This is a genomic window from Dokdonia pacifica (assembly GCF_900188275.1).
GTDB classification, from domain to species: domain Bacteria; phylum Bacteroidota; class Bacteroidia; order Flavobacteriales; family Flavobacteriaceae; genus Dokdonia; species Dokdonia pacifica.
Map to the genome: position 1 here is coordinate 1136873 of NZ_FZNY01000001.1, position 17569 is coordinate 1154441.

The 17569-nt window shown below is 33.5% G+C and carries 16 protein-coding genes and 1 tRNA gene; 9 read left to right on the forward strand and 8 right to left on the reverse strand.

Translation table 11 applies throughout. The features are described 5' to 3' along the window. Position 1 precedes the first annotated feature (1 nt). The 4 genes from CHB80_RS04950 to CHB80_RS04965 all read right to left on the reverse strand — a co-directional run bounded on the left by CHB80_RS04950 (position 2) and on the right by CHB80_RS04965 (position 1385). On the reverse strand, positions 2 to 400 hold the full coding sequence (locus CHB80_RS04950) for a hypothetical protein (protein ID WP_089370308.1): 399 nt from the start codon (positions 398 to 400) through the stop codon (positions 2 to 4). A 122-nt stretch (positions 401 to 522) separates the two neighbouring features. Next, positions 523 to 593 (reverse strand) — tRNA-Cys (locus tag CHB80_RS04955). Between the two features lie 72 nt (positions 594 to 665). Continuing rightward, on the reverse strand, positions 666 to 1025 hold the full coding sequence (folB, locus tag CHB80_RS04960) for a dihydroneopterin aldolase (protein ID WP_089370309.1): 360 nt from the start codon (positions 1023 to 1025) through the stop codon (positions 666 to 668). 150 nt (positions 1026 to 1175) lie between these two features. Further along, positions 1176 to 1385 carry a zinc ribbon domain-containing protein gene (locus tag CHB80_RS04965; protein ID WP_089370310.1) on the reverse strand — a complete coding sequence of 70 codons (210 nt, stop codon included), beginning with the start codon at positions 1383 to 1385 and terminating at the stop codon, positions 1176 to 1178. 101 nt (positions 1386 to 1486) lie between these two features. Between CHB80_RS04965 and CHB80_RS04970 the strand changes: the two genes are divergently transcribed. The 4 genes from CHB80_RS04970 (at position 1487) to CHB80_RS04985 (ending at position 6395) form a co-directional block, all read left to right on the forward strand. Further along, complete coding sequence (locus tag CHB80_RS04970; protein ID WP_089370311.1) at positions 1487 to 1792, forward strand: hypothetical protein; 306 nt, start codon at positions 1487 to 1489, stop codon at positions 1790 to 1792. A gap of 96 nt (positions 1793 to 1888) precedes the next feature. Next, positions 1889 to 3919, forward strand: a complete 2031-nt coding sequence (locus tag CHB80_RS04975; protein ID WP_089370312.1) for a glutamine--tRNA ligase/YqeY domain fusion protein — start codon at positions 1889 to 1891, stop codon at positions 3917 to 3919. A gap of 14 nt (positions 3920 to 3933) precedes the next feature. Next, on the forward strand, positions 3934 to 5394 hold the full coding sequence (locus tag CHB80_RS04980) for an MBOAT family O-acyltransferase (protein WP_089370313.1): 1461 nt from the start codon (positions 3934 to 3936) through the stop codon (positions 5392 to 5394). 8 nt (positions 5395 to 5402) lie between these two features. Then, complete coding sequence (locus tag CHB80_RS04985; RefSeq protein ID WP_143337050.1) at positions 5403 to 6395, forward strand: hypothetical protein; 993 nt, start codon at positions 5403 to 5405, stop codon at positions 6393 to 6395. Between the two features lie 438 nt (positions 6396 to 6833). Here CHB80_RS04985 and CHB80_RS04990 read toward each other — a convergent pair whose 3' ends face one another. After that, on the reverse strand, positions 6834 to 7787 hold the full coding sequence (locus CHB80_RS04990) for an SPFH domain-containing protein (RefSeq protein WP_089370315.1): 954 nt from the start codon (positions 7785 to 7787) through the stop codon (positions 6834 to 6836). 157 nt (positions 7788 to 7944) lie between these two features. On the opposite strand from CHB80_RS04990, the gene CHB80_RS04995 reads away from it, so the two are divergent. Further along, on the forward strand, positions 7945 to 8619 hold the full coding sequence (locus CHB80_RS04995) for a hypothetical protein (protein WP_089370316.1): 675 nt from the start codon (positions 7945 to 7947) through the stop codon (positions 8617 to 8619). A 69-nt stretch (positions 8620 to 8688) separates the two neighbouring features. Here CHB80_RS04995 and gltX read toward each other — a convergent pair whose 3' ends face one another. Then, complete coding sequence (gene gltX, locus CHB80_RS05000) at positions 8689 to 10203, reverse strand: glutamate--tRNA ligase (protein WP_089370317.1); 1515 nt, start codon at positions 10201 to 10203, stop codon at positions 8689 to 8691. A 46-nt stretch (positions 10204 to 10249) separates the two neighbouring features. Next, the gene (locus tag CHB80_RS05005) at positions 10250 to 10750 is read right to left on the reverse strand and encodes a hypothetical protein (RefSeq protein WP_089370318.1); all 501 of its coding nucleotides are present in this window, start codon (positions 10748 to 10750) and stop codon (positions 10250 to 10252) included. Between the two features lie 247 nt (positions 10751 to 10997). Between CHB80_RS05005 and CHB80_RS24860 the strand changes: the two genes are divergently transcribed. Then, on the forward strand, positions 10998 to 11150 hold the full coding sequence (locus CHB80_RS24860; protein WP_218823075.1) for a hypothetical protein: 153 nt from the start codon (positions 10998 to 11000) through the stop codon (positions 11148 to 11150). Between the two features lie 178 nt (positions 11151 to 11328). Here CHB80_RS24860 and CHB80_RS05010 read toward each other — a convergent pair whose 3' ends face one another. Continuing rightward, positions 11329 to 12381: an alkane 1-monooxygenase gene (locus CHB80_RS05010; protein WP_089370319.1), complete on the reverse strand. Its 1053-nt coding sequence runs from the start codon at positions 12379 to 12381 to the stop codon at positions 11329 to 11331. 97 nt (positions 12382 to 12478) lie between these two features. Between CHB80_RS05010 and CHB80_RS05015 the strand changes: the two genes are divergently transcribed. The 3 genes from CHB80_RS05015 to ybeY are packed head-to-tail and all read left to right on the forward strand — an operon-like array spanning position 12479 to position 17461. Then, positions 12479 to 13585, forward strand: coding sequence for an energy transducer TonB (locus tag CHB80_RS05015; protein ID WP_089370320.1), 1107 nt, complete (start codon positions 12479 to 12481; stop codon positions 13583 to 13585). After that, the gene (locus CHB80_RS24525; protein WP_089370321.1) at positions 13582 to 17061 is read left to right on the forward strand and encodes a DUF4175 family protein; all 3480 of its coding nucleotides are present in this window, start codon (positions 13582 to 13584) and stop codon (positions 17059 to 17061) included. The genes CHB80_RS05015 and CHB80_RS24525 overlap by 4 nt, the downstream gene beginning before the upstream one ends. After that, positions 17054 to 17461: an rRNA maturation RNase YbeY gene (ybeY, locus tag CHB80_RS05025; protein WP_089370322.1), complete on the forward strand. Its 408-nt coding sequence runs from the start codon at positions 17054 to 17056 to the stop codon at positions 17459 to 17461. Before CHB80_RS24525 ends, ybeY begins: the two co-directional genes overlap by 8 nt. Positions 17462 to 17569 lie beyond the last annotated feature (108 nt).

A 17569-nucleotide genomic window follows, 5' to 3' on the forward strand; every position in this document is an offset into this window, starting at 1 on the left:
CCTACTCATATACGAGCACAGCAACTCCTTCTTCACATACTACATCTATAGGCACTGCAGGAACATCACAGGTAGAAGCGATCCCATAATTTGCATTAAAAATAGCTTCTTCTGTTGTATAATTTTCTACCAATAATAGAAAGGCCTCTACATCTATAGTAGTAGGATAGGCAATATACCCTTGAGGGCCACCACAGGCTTTAGATCCGTAAGCTACAAACTCCCATTCGGTTTCATCGGTACATGGCGCATCGGCCATTAGGGTAATGTCAGCAAATAGTTCTTGTAAGAGTTCTAAATCTTCCTCTTGATTTCCTGAGCTAAAATCGTCATCAATACTACATCCATAAAAAAGGATAGAAAGGCAGCATAGGAGTATGGTATTTTTTAATGTATTCATCATCGTAGTTTTTAATAAGATGCTACGAATACAAAAGGGTTGCGTTATCTTATTTTAAATAACAATTTCTTAAAATAAACATCCATAAAAAAAGAGCTTCAAATTTGAAGCTCTTTTTGTTGAGGTATCGAGCGGATTCGAACCGCTGTAGATGGTGTTGCAGACCACTGCCTAGCCACTCGGCCACGATACCTTTTTAAGGTGATTGCAAATGTAATATATTTTTTAAGAGTATAGAAAATAGAACAAAAAATATATAGATATTTTATATGCGACTTTTACTGCGCTCTACCGTCACCATTTCTACATCGCCTCCAATAGGAGGATTTAATTTTGAAACCTGCACAGTAGCGTGTTTAATTAAGGGTTCTTGATCTATAAATCGCTGTAAAATACGCTCACAAACCGTTTCTAATAAATGGGAAGACATAGACATCTCCTCTTTTACAATATGGTTAAGAAGCACATAATCTACCGTATCTCCTAGTTGATCTGTTTGTGCGCTCTTAGATAAATCGGCATCTACCTCAACATCTACTCGATAATCTGATCCAATTTTTTTTTCTTCTGTTAAGCACCCGTGATAGGCATATACTCTAATATTGGTTACTCTAATTTTTCCCATGTTTATTTCCTACAAAGGCAGGAATCTTTTTTAGTTTAATACAAAGTTACTTTAAAAAATAAAGAATGATTTTTGCTCTAGTAAACGCCCCTTCGACACGCTCAGTATCACATTTCGCGAAAGCATACGTAGACATATTTCTAGTTAAAATTATCCAGTAAATAAATCAAACACATTACTAATAGCGCTTGTTTTGGCTTTATAAAACTCTGTATAAGTACAGTTTTCACAAGTAACAGAAGTATACTTTTCTGTTTGTACGTCAAATATTTTTGATAACGTTCCTCCAGTAGCTCTCATTTGTCCAACGGTATAATGACGGTGATTGCATTTTGGGCAACTATAATTTAAATGTTTCATGATTGATGTTTATATACTATAGGTATAAGAAGTATTCATTTTGTTACACGCAACCAAACAGGTGATATAACATCTACGATATATATCAATAATATAATTATATGTTCAAAAAGATAGTTTTAAGTGCATTATTAGTTTTTCTTATATGTTGTAAGAATGATGATGAGAATAATGTACAAACATTTGATTCTGAAGGAGTAATTACTGGAATAGATCTTAGATTATGTCCTTGTTGTGGAGGTTTTTTTATTGACATAAATGATGAAACATATAATTTTGAACCTAATGACCTTCCAAATAATGATATTGAAATTACAGAAGATAACGCACCTATTTTTGTTGAATTAAATTGGGAAAACACAGAATGTGGAAATTTAATAACCATCTCTGCAATAAGAGAATTATAGCATTTCCCCTTGTTTTTGCAGATATACAAAAACACAAATTTTATACAGTGAGACTCTTAGTTGCTTTTATTAAATTTGCTTCTTGATTAAATAACTATGAGTGATACACATAAATCATTGAATTTTTTAGAACAAATTGTAGAAGACGACTTAGCAAATGGGTATACGAAAGACCAATTGCGATTTCGATTTCCACCAGAACCTAATGGGTATTTACACATTGGGCACTGTAAAGCAATTTGTATCAGTTTTGGACTAGGAGAGAAGTACAATGCTCCTGTAAACTTACGTTTTGATGATACCAATCCAGCTAAAGAAGAGCAAGAATATGTAGATGCGATTAAGGAAGATGTAGCTTGGTTAGGATACCAATGGGATAAAGTGTGTTTTTCTAGTGATTATTTCCAGAAATTATATGATTGGGCTGTTCAAATGATTAAGGATGGAAAAGCCTATGTAGATAGCCAAACGAGTGAAGAAATGGCTCAACAGAAAGGAACGCCTACACAACCAGGTGTTGCGGGTCCATATCGAGATCGCTCTGTAGAAGAGAATTTAGATTTATTTACACGTATGAAAAATGGTGAGTTTAAAGAAGGAACTCATGTATTACGTGCAAAGATTGATATGGAAGATCCTAATATGCTGATGCGCGATCCTTTAATGTATCGTATCATGTATAAAGATCATCACCGTACAGGCAGTGATTGGTGTATCTACCCTATGTATGATTGGACCCACGGAGAAAGTGATTACATAGAACAAATCTCACATAGTTTATGTTCCTTAGAATTTAAACCTCATAGAAAGCTGTATGATTGGTTTTTGGATCAAGTATATACGGGAGAAGATGTACGTACAAAACAACGCGAATTTGCCCGTTTAAACTTAAGCTATACCATCATGAGTAAGCGTAAATTATTACGTCTGGTGGAAGAAAATATAGTTTCAGGGTGGGACGATCCGCGTATGCCTACCATTTCTGGATTACGTAGACGAGGATATACACCAGCAGCTATTCGTAAATTTATAGATACGGTAGGGGTTGCAAAGCGTGAAAATGTGATTGATGTCTCTTTATTAGAATTTAATATTAGAGAAGATCTCAATAAAACAGCCACTCGTGTTATGGGTGTTCTAGACCCTGTAAAGTTGATCATTACCAATTATCCAGAAGGAAAAGAAGAACTCCTTACTGCCGAAAATAACCCTGAAGATCCTAATGGAGGAGAACATCAGGTTCCTTTTAGTGGAGAATTATACATAGAAAGAGAAGATTTTAAGGAAGAAGCAGGCAATAAATTTTTCCGATTAACACTAGGTAAAGAAGTACGTCTTAAAAATGCATACATCATCAAAGGGGAAAGTGTTGTTAAAGATGCAAACGGGACAATAACAGAAATTCATTGTACCTATGATCCAGAGACAAGATCTGGAAGTGGTACAGAAGCGTCTAAACGCCCTGTAAAAGGAACCTTACATTGGGTGTCTATTGCACACGCAATTCCTGCAGAAATACGCTTATACGACCGTTTATTTAACCACGAAGCACCCGATGGAGATAAGGAGAAAGATTTTATGGAATATATCAATCCAGATTCTCTAAATGTGATTACTGGATACGTTGAGCCCTATCTTGCAGATGCAAAAGTAGGAGATCGATTCCAATTCCAGCGTATGGGGTATTTTAATGTAGATACAGATAGTACTCCAGAAAAATTAGTGTTTAATCGTACGGTAGGATTACGTGATTCTTGGGCAAAACAAAAGCCCAAACCACAACATAAACCTCAACAACAAAAAGCCCAACCTCAGCAAAAAGCTTCGGCCTTAAGTCAAATCAATAAATTAGGTAAAAAACTAGCGAATCTTCCTGAAGAAAAACGTCTAGCAACGATAGAGACTATTCAGAAACTAGCGTTAGATTTAACCGAAGAAGAGGTGATAGGGTTCTTTAATACAGCTGCCAAAAAAGTAGGAACTCGTATAGCGGGGATTGAGAGTTTATACGCTTTCGCGAAAGCGCATTCAAAAGAAATTTCAAGTATTTCAGGAGCTGAAGAATTTGTTCAGAAAGCAAAAGAAGATAGCAATGAGTTATTGAGTGGCGCTGCCAGTAAATTATAAGAAGAACGTATGATATGTTCTTTAACTCGATAGATTTTGCAATATTTTTTCCAATTGTTTTAACACTGTATTGGATGGTGTCAAAACAGTTGACACTAAGGAATATTGTATTGTTGCTAGCGAGTTATGTTTTTTACGGATGGTGGGATTGGCGATTTTTGTTATTGATTGTCATTAGTTCTGCTGTAGATTTTAGTGTAGGAAAGAAAATAGCCGCCACAGAAAAACGTACTACTAGAAAAGCATGGCTTATAGTTAGTCTATGCGTAAACATTGGTTTATTAGCCTATTTCAAGTATGTAAACTTCTTTATCACCTCATTTATTGATGGGTTTCGTTTATTAGGTGCCGAGCTTGACATAACCCCTTTATCTATCATTTTACCTGTAGGAATCAGCTTTTATACATTTCAAACACTTAGCTATACCATTGATATTTATAGAAAGAAAATTCAACCTACAGAGAATGTATTATCCTTTTTTACATTTGTAGCATTCTTTCCTCAACTTGTTGCAGGACCTATAGAAAGAGCCTCTCATTTATTACCTCAGTTTCAGAAAACACATTTACTTGTATATGAGCAAGTAAAATCTGGATTATTGCTTGTGGGCTTTGGTCTTTTTAAAAAAATGGTCATTGCAGATAGGGCTGCCGTATTGGTGAATACAGTATATGAATCTCCTTCTGATTATAAAGGATTAGAAGTGATTATAGCAACTATACTCTTTGCTTTCCAGATTTATTGTGATTTTTCAGGCTATACAGATATTGCTAGAGGTACTGCAAGAATGATGGGATTTGATCTTATGAAGAACTTTAATGCACCTTATTTTTCTAGATCTATTACAATGTTTTGGCATCGATGGCATATCTCATTATCTACTTGGTTTAGAGATTATGTATATTTTCCTTTAGGAGGAAATAAGAAAGGACATTATAGAACCTATCTTAATTTATTTATCGTATTTGTAGTTAGTGGCCTTTGGCATGGTGCCGCTATTACATTTTTAATTTGGGGTGCCATACACGGGATTATTATTGTCATAGAAAAGGCTATTAGGAATACGATTTCTCAGGATTTTATAGATAAGAAGTCCAATTATTTAAGCAAATTTCTTTTAGGAACAATGACATTTACAGTAGTGTGTTTTGCTTGGATTTTCTTTAGAGCTGAAACCGTTACAGATGCCATTATTATGATTGAAAACCTCTGTAAACCCGCAGATACATTTCTTTTTTCCGAAAAAGGAGATACTTTAGGGCTTGATCGTACCCATATGATGGTATTATGGATTGCAATAATAGGGTTACTAGCTTTAGAATACATAGGACACTATAAAAATGTGTATAAAATACTACAGAAGCAGCACAGTATCATACGCTGGAGTGTTTATGTAATAAGCGTCTATATACTTATTATTTATGGCTATTATGGATATGAAGATCGTTCACAATTTATTTATTTTCAATTTTAAAGTTTGATATGAAGAAGTTGTATCTAAAAAGTTTGTTGCTATTGATCCTTACGTTAGGAGTATTATTATTTTTAGATAGTAAGGTGATTCATAGTGCGCTTTTTAGTCAATACTATAGAGAATATACAGCGGGCAATGAACCAAGTGATTTTGTGTATCTAGGAAACTCTATTTCTCAACGTTCTTTTAATCATCATAAAATAGATAGTTTATTAGGCACAAAAAGTTATTGTCTGGGAAGTCCTGGACAGCATTTTTATGTTACCTATGCTATATTTAATGAACTTATAAAAGATAAAAACATACATCCAAAACAGCTATTATTAGTTTCAATTTCACCGAATCAATTTGTAGAAGTACGTACAGACAAACAGAAGTTTTCACAAATGAAAGTGATTGATGAACTTCCTTTTTCTTTAGAAAAGATCAAGCTTATTCATACCTATTATGATATTGATGAGTATCCCGAAGCATGGAGTTCTAGTATACGATTTCACGATATTCTTCATGAAAAAATATACGAATCACCTTATCGTTTAAAAGCTGCAAAAGACGTAGATAGGAGAGGCTTTTCTAAAATTGTCACGACCGCTTTAAAAGAGACTCAAAAAGCAAAACAAAATGATTTAAATAGTATAGCAGCAACGTATAGTGACCGTTTGGATGCGACAGTAATTGATACTATTGATTTGGCTTCTCAAACGTATATTAAGGATATGATTCGCAAAGCCGAAATACATGATATTAACCTAGTTTTTTATACAGCACCTTCTATATCATATATTCGAGAGAAAAAGTTATTGGGGCAAATGAAAATGATGGAATTATTTATCAAAGAGAATTCAGGAAAGTATATAAACTTGAACAGGTTATTTAATGAATTACATCTTACTGTAGATGATTTTAGTGATTATACACATTTGAATATTCAAGGAAACTCAAAAATAGTTCCTGTTTTTACAGATAGTATTTTACCAATGTTTCATCTTGAAAAGAATTGATGATACGCTTTCGCGAAAGCGTACTCAAAATGGATTCCAAAATTTTAGATGCTGATGAATGTAATCAGATGGAATTGTCAAAAAATGTGCAATTTTAGACCCAAAAACATGTGATAAGTAAAATCAATACTATATAAAAAACAATAAGTTTAATTTATCAAAAATGGCTTTGTTAGAAGTGTTTTCATGTACTTCTTTTTTATAGAAACCCAATGACATCGTTTTGAAAATAAAGTGGCTATATAGGCTTTAAAATGTCTTTTTTGCTATTAAAGCCTATTCGTTATTCCTTTTTTAATTTCTAGCAATATTTCCTTTTTGTTTTATCATAAATGGAGTTTTATAAGAACTGATTTTAGAAATCGCTTGATGCACTTATAAAAAGAAAAACGCCGAAGAAATGTTTTCGGCGTTTTTTGTATTTAATTCTAGAAAAAATTAATCGTCAGCTTTATTCTTTCTATTTACAATTCCTTTTGCTTCATTCTCTTTTTTCATTTGTTCTCCTATTTGATTAGAAGCTACAAAAGAAGTGATCATATCATTAAGCATATTACTTCCCGCTTGTGGAGAGTTTGGCATTAAGATCAAGTTAGAGTTGGTTTGCTCACCCATAGATTGTAGGGTATCATAATGTTGCGTTACTACAATAAGTGCAGATGCTTCTTGAGAATTAATTCCTACATTATTTAATACATCTACAGACTCTTCAAGACCACGTGCAATTTCACGACGCTGATCTGCAATACCTTGTCCTTGTAGACGTTTAGACTCTGCTTCTGCACGTGCTTTTGCAACAATTTTGATACGCTCTGCTTCTGCTTCAAACTCAGCAGCTACTTTTTCACGCTCTGCTGCATTAATACGGTTCATTGCCTCCTTTACCTGTAGATCAGGATCAATATCAGTTACAAGAGTTTTAATGATATCAAAACCATAGTTAGACATTGCTTCATTAAGCTCTGATTTTACAGCAATTGCAATATCATCTTTACGCTCAAATACATCATCCAATTTCATTTTTGGCACCTCTGCACGTACCACATCAAATACATATGATGTAATCTGATCATGTGGATTTTCTAATTTATAGAAGGCATCATACACAGCGTCCTTACGAACTTGAAATTGTACAGATATCTTAAGACGTACAAATACATCATCTTTTGTTTTTGTTTCTACCACAACATCTAGTTGTTGGATACGTAAATTAACGCGTCCTGCAATTTTATCAAATACTGGAATTTTAAATTGAAGCCCAGAATGACGTGTCCCTATAAATTTTCCAAAACGTTCTATAATAGCAGCTGTTTGCTGTTTGACCATAAATATCCCGGAAAGAATAATAAGAACTAATAGGAATATACCTGCGTATGTGATGATTTGTCCCATAATAATTTTTTTAGTTAGTGAATTAAAGTGTTGAAGTTATTAAAATAACTACATATATGTCGCCGTTATCTTAAAAATGTAACAAGTCTCATAGTATTTACTACATTTGCGACCTCAACAAACTAACTATAACCCCAATCAATATTCCCCTAACTCTATGAAATTACATCTTTTTATATTTATACTTTTAGCTAGTGTTGCTTGTACTTTTGCGCAATCTCATCGTAATACAGGTAGTTACAACAGAATAGGATTACAAGGAAAAATTTTACTAACCGCGATAGATAGTGATAATCTTGATATAGATGGGAGTGAAGGTTTTCAAGGAGGATTCACAACACGAGGCCGTCTCTATAACAATTGGGGAATTGTCTATGGTATTGATTTTATAAGCGCAAATGTTTCTGTACAAGGGGCAGGTGCAAGTCAGGCGATAGATAATCAAATAGACTATAACTTTATTGGAGCACAGCTTAACTTCTTAGTTAGTTATAATATTATTGGACAGAATCTAGCGTTAGATTTTGGTCCAGCATTATTGGTAAATGGTAAAATGAACCTTAAAGATGATGGGCAAGCCGATACAAGGATTGCTGGGTTTTCAAGTTTAACAGGAAACGACCTAGAAGAAATCTCAAAGATTAATCCTTTTGCAGTAATTGGATTAACAGGTGGATTTGAAAATGTGCGTTTGATGGTGCAATATCAATATGGCGTTACCAATATACTTAACGGTCTTAATAAACAAGATTTAGAGCTTATAGACTCAGAAGCTAGAGATTTTAAAGGAACTGCTTCTTTCATCTCTGCTGGGGTTGTATTCTATTTATAAAAACACAACAACAAACAAAAAAGCTTCACTATAACAGTGAAGCTTTTTTGTTTGTAAAGGTTTTCTTTATTATAAAGTCTCTATGGCTTTTTGAATACGAGCAATCGTTTCTTCTTTGCCTATAGTAGCTGCAATAGCAAATACATCAGGTCCTTGCATCGCACCTACAAGGCTAAGTCGTAGCGGCTGCATTACTTTTCCAAAACCTAACTCATTACTAGTAATCCACCCTTTTACAGCATCCTGAAGTGTCGTCGAGTCAAAAGTAGTTACTCCTTCTATAACCGTAATGACTTGTTTCATAATAGCGCCTGTATCTTCTTTCCATCCTTTTTTAGCCGCTTTTTCATCATAAGAAGTAGGTGCTTCAAAGAAATAACTTCCTAAGTTCCATAAATCAGATACGAAAATAGCACGTTCTTTTATAAGCCCAGTCACTGTTGTTACGTATGCTAGAGAGGTATCAACCCCTTTTTGTGTAAGAAGCTCCATAAATTGAGCAGATACCACATCATTAGAAGTTTGTTGTAAATAATGTTGTTGGAACCACTTTGTTTTTTCTGGATCAAATTTAGCTCCAGCTTTATTTACACGTGTAAGATCAAAAGCTGCTACTAATTCTTCTAAAGAAAAAATCTCTTGCTCTGTTCCTGGATTCCACCCTAAGAAAGCAAGCATATTCACTACAGCTTCTGGAAAATATCCATCTTCTCTGTATCCTGAAGAAACTTCATTCTTTTTAGGATCTTCCCATTGTAATGGAAATACCGGAAACCCTAATTTATCTCCATCTCGTTTGCTTAGTTTTCCTTTTCCTACTGGCTTCAATATTAATGGTAGGTGTGCAAACTTAGGAGCATCCCAACCAAAAGCACGATATAATAATACATGCAAAGCAAGCGATGGTAACCATTCTTCACCACGAATTACATGTGTGATTTCCATCAAATGGTCATCTACAATATTAGCAAGATGGTAGGTAGGCATACCATCAGATTTATAAAGCACTTTATCATCTAGGATATTAGTGTCTATTTGGATATCGCCACGTATTTCATCTTGCAAATGCAAAATTTCGTCTTGTGGTGCTTTAAAACGAATCACATAGGCATCTCCAGCATCAATACGTTGTTGTACCTCTTCTTCAGAATGCACTAAAGAGTTGTCTAATTTTAATCTGTTATGCCAGTTATAGATAAATGTTTTGCCTTTAGCTTCGTGGTCTTTACGATGTGCATCTAGAGCTTCAGCGGTATCAAATGCATAATAAGCATTTCCTGAATCTAATAACGCTTTCGCGAAAGCGGAATACATCTCTTTACGTTCACTTTGTCTATAAGGTCCGAAATCGCCTTCACGACCGGGTCCTTCATCATAAGGAATTCCACACCAATCTAAACTCTCTTTAATGTAGTCTTCGGCGCCAGGTACATACCTGTTTTGATCTGTATCTTCTATACGCAATACGAAGGTTCCTTTGTGTTTTTTTGCAAAGAGGTAATTAAAAAGGGCTGTACGTACACCACCTATATGTAATGGTCCTGTTGGGCTAGGTGCAAAGCGTACTCTTACTTGTTGAGACATAATGTATCATTTTGAGGGTGCAAAGATAAATGTTTGTAGGATGATTTTATGAAAAATCAGGACTATAAATCTCACAAGTAAAACCTTTAAAAGAAGATATGAATTCTGAAGCGAGTTTGCTCTTTTGCTCTTTTTTAAGAGAGATTAATATCTCTTTTTCTGTATGCTTTTTATTAAGTAAATAAATATCAAACGTATTAAAGGAATGAGAAGCATCTGGATTTGCAGCAGAAACGAAAGCATACTTCTGTCTCTTCTTAAACTTAAGAATGGAGAAACATGTCTTATTTTTTAGATTAATTCTTTTTTTATATAGTAAGAAATTAAATAGAAATATGCCTTTATATATTTGATGATCATCCATTGCTAAACCCTTTTTTGTCATCACTGTAAGAATAAGGGTAATAAAAAGTGGAATAGATACTATAAGTCCAATAACACTTGAAATTATTAATGTTGCAATTGCTATAAGACTCATAAGAAACATTTGATGGGAAGTGAAGTTGTATTCGAGAGATAGCGTTTTAAGTTTTGTGTTTCTTGGCATAGAAATAATAGTGTGTTTTTAAAATAGGACGCATATTGCTGTTTTTGTTACAAGGCATGAATAAATATAATACACCGAAACAACTAGCTATTTATTAATAGAATGGAACCCCAAGTAAAGATTTGTCGGAGCTTAAAAAAGTTACTTCCAGCGCTTTATCAATTTTATAAATTTGACTATAACTCACTGTTTTTAAGGCTTTTTCATTAGTAACTTCACTCCAGTATTAATTTAAAAAATGATAATTATGTTAAACAAATTTTCAAACTTAGGCACCGTATTAAACGAAACAGAGCAAAAGTCAATTAATGGGAGTGGATTTTGTATCCCACATCGTTGTCCTATCGGAGAAATATGGGATAGAGTAGTGTGCGGATGTGTAATTGATTACTGTGATTGATCCCAATTCAGTATGCTAATTTTCTATGAAAGATTACGAATAAGCGGGCTTTGCTCGCTTATTTTTTTCTCTTTTTAACTCCTATAAAAATGAAATATATACCAACAGCGATCATGGCGATAGAAAAAATGAAGAGTGGTTTCATAACGAGTATTATGTGATTCTTATAAGGAGTATTTTATGAAGTAGCCAACACCTTTTGATCTTCAGGAACTCTTTTATTCATGATTTTAAACCAAATAGGAGGGAAGAGGGATAAGACCATACTAGTAGGATACCCATAAGGTAATTGTGGGCTGATCTCATGGTAATCTAATAATTGAAACTTTTTATTTGCACGATAATGATGATCACTATGACGCGTTAATTCAAATAACATAATACGTCCAAACACATGATTACTATTCCAAGAATGTACTTCTCGTACACGTTCATAACGACCGCTTTCTTTCTTTTTACGACGTAAACCATAATGCTCTATATAATTGATGGTTTCTAAAAGTAAAAACCCGGAAATAGCGGCAAACAACAATATTTTGAAACCTAAAACCCCAAAGAAATAATAGCCAGCAACGAGATACCCTATTTGAATAATTGTATACCAAAGCATATCATTTTTATAGGATAAAAAAGAACGATTTTCTCTTTTCAATAAATCTTTTTGTATGTGCCAAGCGCTTGTATATTGTCTCGTAACAGAAGTAATCCAAAAATGATACAAAGGTTGATTGTATTTTGCAGTAGCAGGATCTTCTGGAGTTGCTGCTTTAAGATGATGACCAAAATTATGCTCTATAAAGAAGTGCATATAAAGTGCAGGAAGCAATAATAACTTACCTAAAAACTGTTCTATTTTACTATTGCGATGTCCCAATTCATGAGCAACATTAATACCGTTAGACCCAATAACGATTCCACACGAAAAAATAAGTCCTACCAATTCGTATGTTGCAACTTCTTGAGAAGTCACTTTAGAAATTGTCAGGTATAACAACCCAAAAACGACTATAACATTAAGGTATAATAGAAAATCTGTCCAGTGCAAAGTAGCCTTAGACTCTTTTTCTTCATCAGAAATATTGGTGTCATTTACGGGGAAGATAAGCTCTAATATAGGAACAAGTGCAAAGGCATATATAGGTGTTAAAAACGACCATACTCCCTGAAGAGAAACTCCAATAAATGCACATAATGGCACAAGATATGCTGACAAATACTTTAAATCTTTCATAAATAGGCAAACTTTAACAAGGCGTTATAAAAGTATACTATTTAGAAAACATAATAAAATTGTAGTTTTAGGGGTTAACTTTATAAAGCTTTTTGGATTGAAATATTTTTTACTAGGATTAATCAACATATTGATTTTTAATAATGTAGCAAATGCTCAAGATATAGACACTACTTATTTTAGATATGATTACAGTATTGGTACTAAAGAATTATCTAACTATTATGAGATAAAATCCAAAGAAAAGGGAGGAATATATAGTGTTGAAGAGTTTTTTAGGTTTACTAGAAAACCAGAATTAAAAGCTTCTTATACAGAAGATAGTGACGGAAAAAAACAAGGAGCTTTTATTAGTTATAAAAAAAATGGAGCGGTAGAAAAACAAGGAGCTTATCAAAATGATCTTAAAGAAGGTGCTTGGATTTATTATCGAGATGGTCAAGTACAACGTAAAGTATTTTATAAAAATGACACTTTGCAAGGAAAGGCATATTATTACCACGAAGGTGAAGAACTATATCAATGGAATTGGAAAGATGGAAAATCTGATGGATATAATGAACGTATACACCCCAATGGAGAACTATATTTTAAAGGCAACTATGTAAATGGAGAATTAGAAGGGCTCTCTCAGTATTTCTATGATAATGGGCAAGTAAGTGGTAGTAGAAATTATAAAAATGGAAAACTACACGGAACTTTCGAAAACTTTTATGATAACGGACAAACAAAGAGTAAGGGAGAATATGAAGATGATAACCAAATAGGAAATTGGATTTGGTATAGAAAAGATGGAAAAATAGCTAGTAAAGAAGTTTATAATAAAAATGGAAAAGTAAAGGATATCGTTTTTTATGATTTAGATGGGAATCAAATCAAAACAAAGAAAAAAGATATTCTTCAAGGTGTTATAGATGAAAAAAAACAGCTTAGCAAAACGATAAAAAAACACGTAAGAGACAATTTTGAATTTCCAGATTCAATGTATAGAAAAGGATTTGAATCAAAAGTATATGCAATTTTTGTAATTAATAAATTAGGAGAACCTGATAAAATAGAAATTGAATCAGAAGGCCCTGAAGTTTTTGAAGAAATAGTAAAAACTATAATTTCTGATATACCTACTCAAAAACCAGGTATAGTACATAATTTACCAGTGAATGTTAAGTATAACATTCCGATAACTTTTAGAATAGACGATTGAATACATTTAAAAACATAGAACAAAAGCTAGAACGCTTTATTCGTAAATATTACACAAACGAACTGCTTAAAGGAATAATTCTCTTTTTTGCCTTTGGGGTATTGTATTTTTTACTCACCCTCTTAATAGAATATTTTTTCTGGTTAAGCCCTGCAGGAAGAACCGTGTTATTCTGGCTTTTTATAGGAGTAGAAATTGCTTTACTTGCAAAATTTATTATCATCCCATTGGCGAGACTCTTTAAATTATCTAAAGGGATAGATTATAAAGACGCAGCTCAAATCATTGGGGATTACTTTCCTGAAGTAAGTGATAAGCTTATCAACACCCTTCAATTACATAGTGAATCTCAGGACTCAGAACTTATGCTTGCTAGTGTTGAGCAAAAAAGCGAAGAACTAGAACCCATTCCTTTTCGCCTAGCGATTAACTTTAAGAAAAATGTCAAATACTTAAAATACGCAGCGATCCCAGTTGTTGTGTTTTTGATTGCTAATTTTATAGGGAAAGACGAGGTTTTTTCATCTAGTTATGAGCGTGTTGTAAATTACAGTGAAGCCTATGAACCACCAGCACCATTTAGTTTTTTTGTTGTAAATGAAAAGTTAGAGGTAGTAGAAAACAGGAATTATAAACTACAGGTTAGAACCGTTGGTGATGTAGTGCCAGATGAGGCATCCATACACTTCAATAATGAGATTTATTTTTTACAACAAGTAGCACCAGGAGAATATAGTTTTACGTTTGAACAACCTACGAGTGATATTTCTTTTTATCTCCAGGCAAATAAGGTGACTTCACAAGCATACAACTTAGAGGTTTTAAAGGTGCCTGTGCTCGTTAATTTCGAAATGCAACTAGAGTATCCGCGATACACCAAAAAGACCTCAGAACTCATTAAAAACACCGGAAATGCCATTGTTCCAGAAGGAACTAAAGTAACTTGGATGCTTGATACACGTGAAACAGAACAAGTAGAGTTAGTTTTGAAGGATACGTTATACGCTTTCGCGAAAGCAAAAGAAAATACCACTACAACGTCTTATCGTTTAGCACAACGTATTTATAAAAATACGGCCTACGAAGTCAGCACTAGTAATACGGCATTAAAGAATTTTGAAAATCTTGCGTATAATCTACAAACGATCAAAGATGAATATCCTCAAATGAACCTTGAGGTGAAAACAGATAGTATAAGTAATCAGCAAAACTATTTTTATGGAAAAGTAAGCGATGATTATGGGCTTACGAAGTTACGTCTAGTATATTATCCTTCTCAATCTGAAGATAAAAAATATAAAGATATTGCTGTATCAAAAGGAAATGTAGATCAATTTATTTATGCATTTCCAGATACGCTTCAACTTCAAGAAGGTGTGAATTATGAATACTATTTTGAAGTTTTTGATAATGACGCCATTCATAATTTTAAAAGTACCAAGAGTAGTGTTTTTAGTTTTGTAAAATTTACAGAAAGTGAATTAGAGCAACAGCAATTAGAACAACAAAATAAAGCGATATCGGGTCTTGATAAATCGTTAGAAAAATTAAAAGAACGTGAGAAAGAACTAGAAGAAATTTCTCGTAATCAAAAAGAAAAGAAGGAACTTAATTTTAATGATCAAAAGAAACTTCAAAACTTTTTAAAACGCCAAAAACAACAAGAGGAGTTAATGAAAGATTTCTCTAAGCAACTCAAAGAAAATCTTGAAGAGTTTCAAAAAGATGAGCAGCTTACCGATGAGGAAAAGGAAAAACTTAAAGAACGATTAGAGCGTCAAGAAAAGAAGGCAAAAGAAAATGAGAAGCTTCTTGAAGAGCTTGAAAAGCTACGTGAAAAAATAAGTAAAGAAGAACTCTCTGAGAAACTTGAAAAATTACAAAAACAAAATAAAAACAATAAACGTAATCTAGAACAAATGGTAGAGCTTACAAAGCGTTATTATGTTCAGAAAAAAGCAGAAAAGATTGCGCGCGATCTAGAAAAACTTGCAAAAAAACAAGAAGAGCTTAGTAAGAAAGATGGGGAAGAAAATTCTAAAGAGGAACAAGATAAATTAAACGAAGAGTTCAAAAAACTAGAAGAAGATCTTAAAGATTTAGAAAAAGAAAATGAAGGACTAAAAAAACCTATGGATATTCCTTCAGACCCTAAGAAGCAAGAAGAAATTAAAGAGGATCAAGAAGGTGCTTCTGACGATTTAGAAAAACAAGAACAACAAGAGCAAGAAGGGAAACCGTCTAGTAAATCTGAAGCACAGAAAAAACAAAAAAAGGCAGCTCAAAAAATGAAGCAAATGAGTCAGTCTATGCAATCTCAAATGCAGCAATCTGGTGAAGAAGGAATGGAAGAAGATGCAGAGATGCTACGACAGATTTTAGATAACCTTTTAGTCTTTTCTTTTGAGGAAGAAGATGTGATGAAAGACTTCAAGGCGATGGATGATAAGAATCCAAATTTTGCTAGTAAATTGAGACTTCAAAATGTGTTGAAACAAAACTTTCAACATATAGATGATAGTTTGTACGCATTAGCATTGCGTAGACCAGAACTTGATGAAACTATCAATGAATCTTTGACAGAAATTGATTTTAATATCAATAAAGCATTAGAGCGATTGGCAGACAATCAAATTATTCAAGGAGTAAGTAGTCAGCAGTATGTGGTGACTGGTGCAAATGAATTAGCAGATTTTTTAAGTAGTTCATTAGACCAAATGAATAATCAGATGAGTGGTCAAGGACAAGGGCAAGGTCAGGGTCAAGGTCAGGGACAGGGCCAAGGCCAAGGACAGCAATTACCCGATATAATTCAAAGCCAAGAAGAGCTTAATAAAAAGATGGAAGAAGGCAGCAAGCCAGGCGAAGGGAAAAAAGGTAATGAAGGAGAAGATGGTGAAGGCGAAAATGGAGAAAACGGAGAAGGGGAAGAAGGCGAAGGAGAAGGACAGGGTGAAGGAGAAGGAGGAAATGGTCAAGGCGAAGGTGGTAAAAATGGAAAAGATGGTCGTGGTGATGGTGAACAAAAAGGAGAAGGTAATGGAGGAGACCAAGGTGATGAATATGAGCAAGGATTGCTTTATGAAATTTATAAAGAACAACAAAAACTTCGACAACAATTAGAAGACGAGATTCGTAAAAGTGGATTAGGTGATGATGCAGAACAATTAGTTAAAGACATGAAAGATGTAGAGCAACAATTGTTAGATAAAGGTTTTAATAATGAAACCTTGGAGCGCATGACAGAATTAAAGCATGAACTTCTAAAACTTAAAGAAGCAACATTTCAACAAGGTGAGGAAGAAAAAAGAGAATCTAACACCAACCTTAAGAACTATGCTAACCCTGTAAATTCTTCCTTAGAGAAAGCTAAGAAGTACTTTAATACTACTGAAATTCTTAATAGAAAAACCCTACCTTTAAAGGAAGAGTATAAGAAAAAAGTTCAGGACTATTTCCAACAAGACAATGATTGAATTTAATACGGTTAATGATTTTGAATTAGAAAATGCCGAGCACATTTCTAAGTGGTTGCAACATGTAATTCAAGATGAAAATAAGCAACTAGGAGAACTCAATTATATTTTCTGTGACGATGAATATTTACACAAAATGAATGTTCAATTTTTAGATCATGACACATTAACTGATGTGATTAGTTTTGATTATACACAAGGAATAATTATAAGCGGTGATGTCTATATTTCTACAGAAAGAGTGGTAGAGAATTCTAAAGATTTTGAGGTTTCATTTAATGACGAATTGCACAGAGTAATGGTGCATGGGTTGTTACATTATTGCGGATATAAAGATAAGAGTGAAGATGATCAAGTGCTGATGAGAGCTAAAGAAAATTACTATTTAGAGAAGAGGTGATTTATAATTGTTCCACGTGAAACAACTCTTAATCATCTTTAAAAAATTATAAAAGAAAGGGCGTATATTTGCAAGCTAATTTTTTGCTGACAATACACCCTTTTTGTT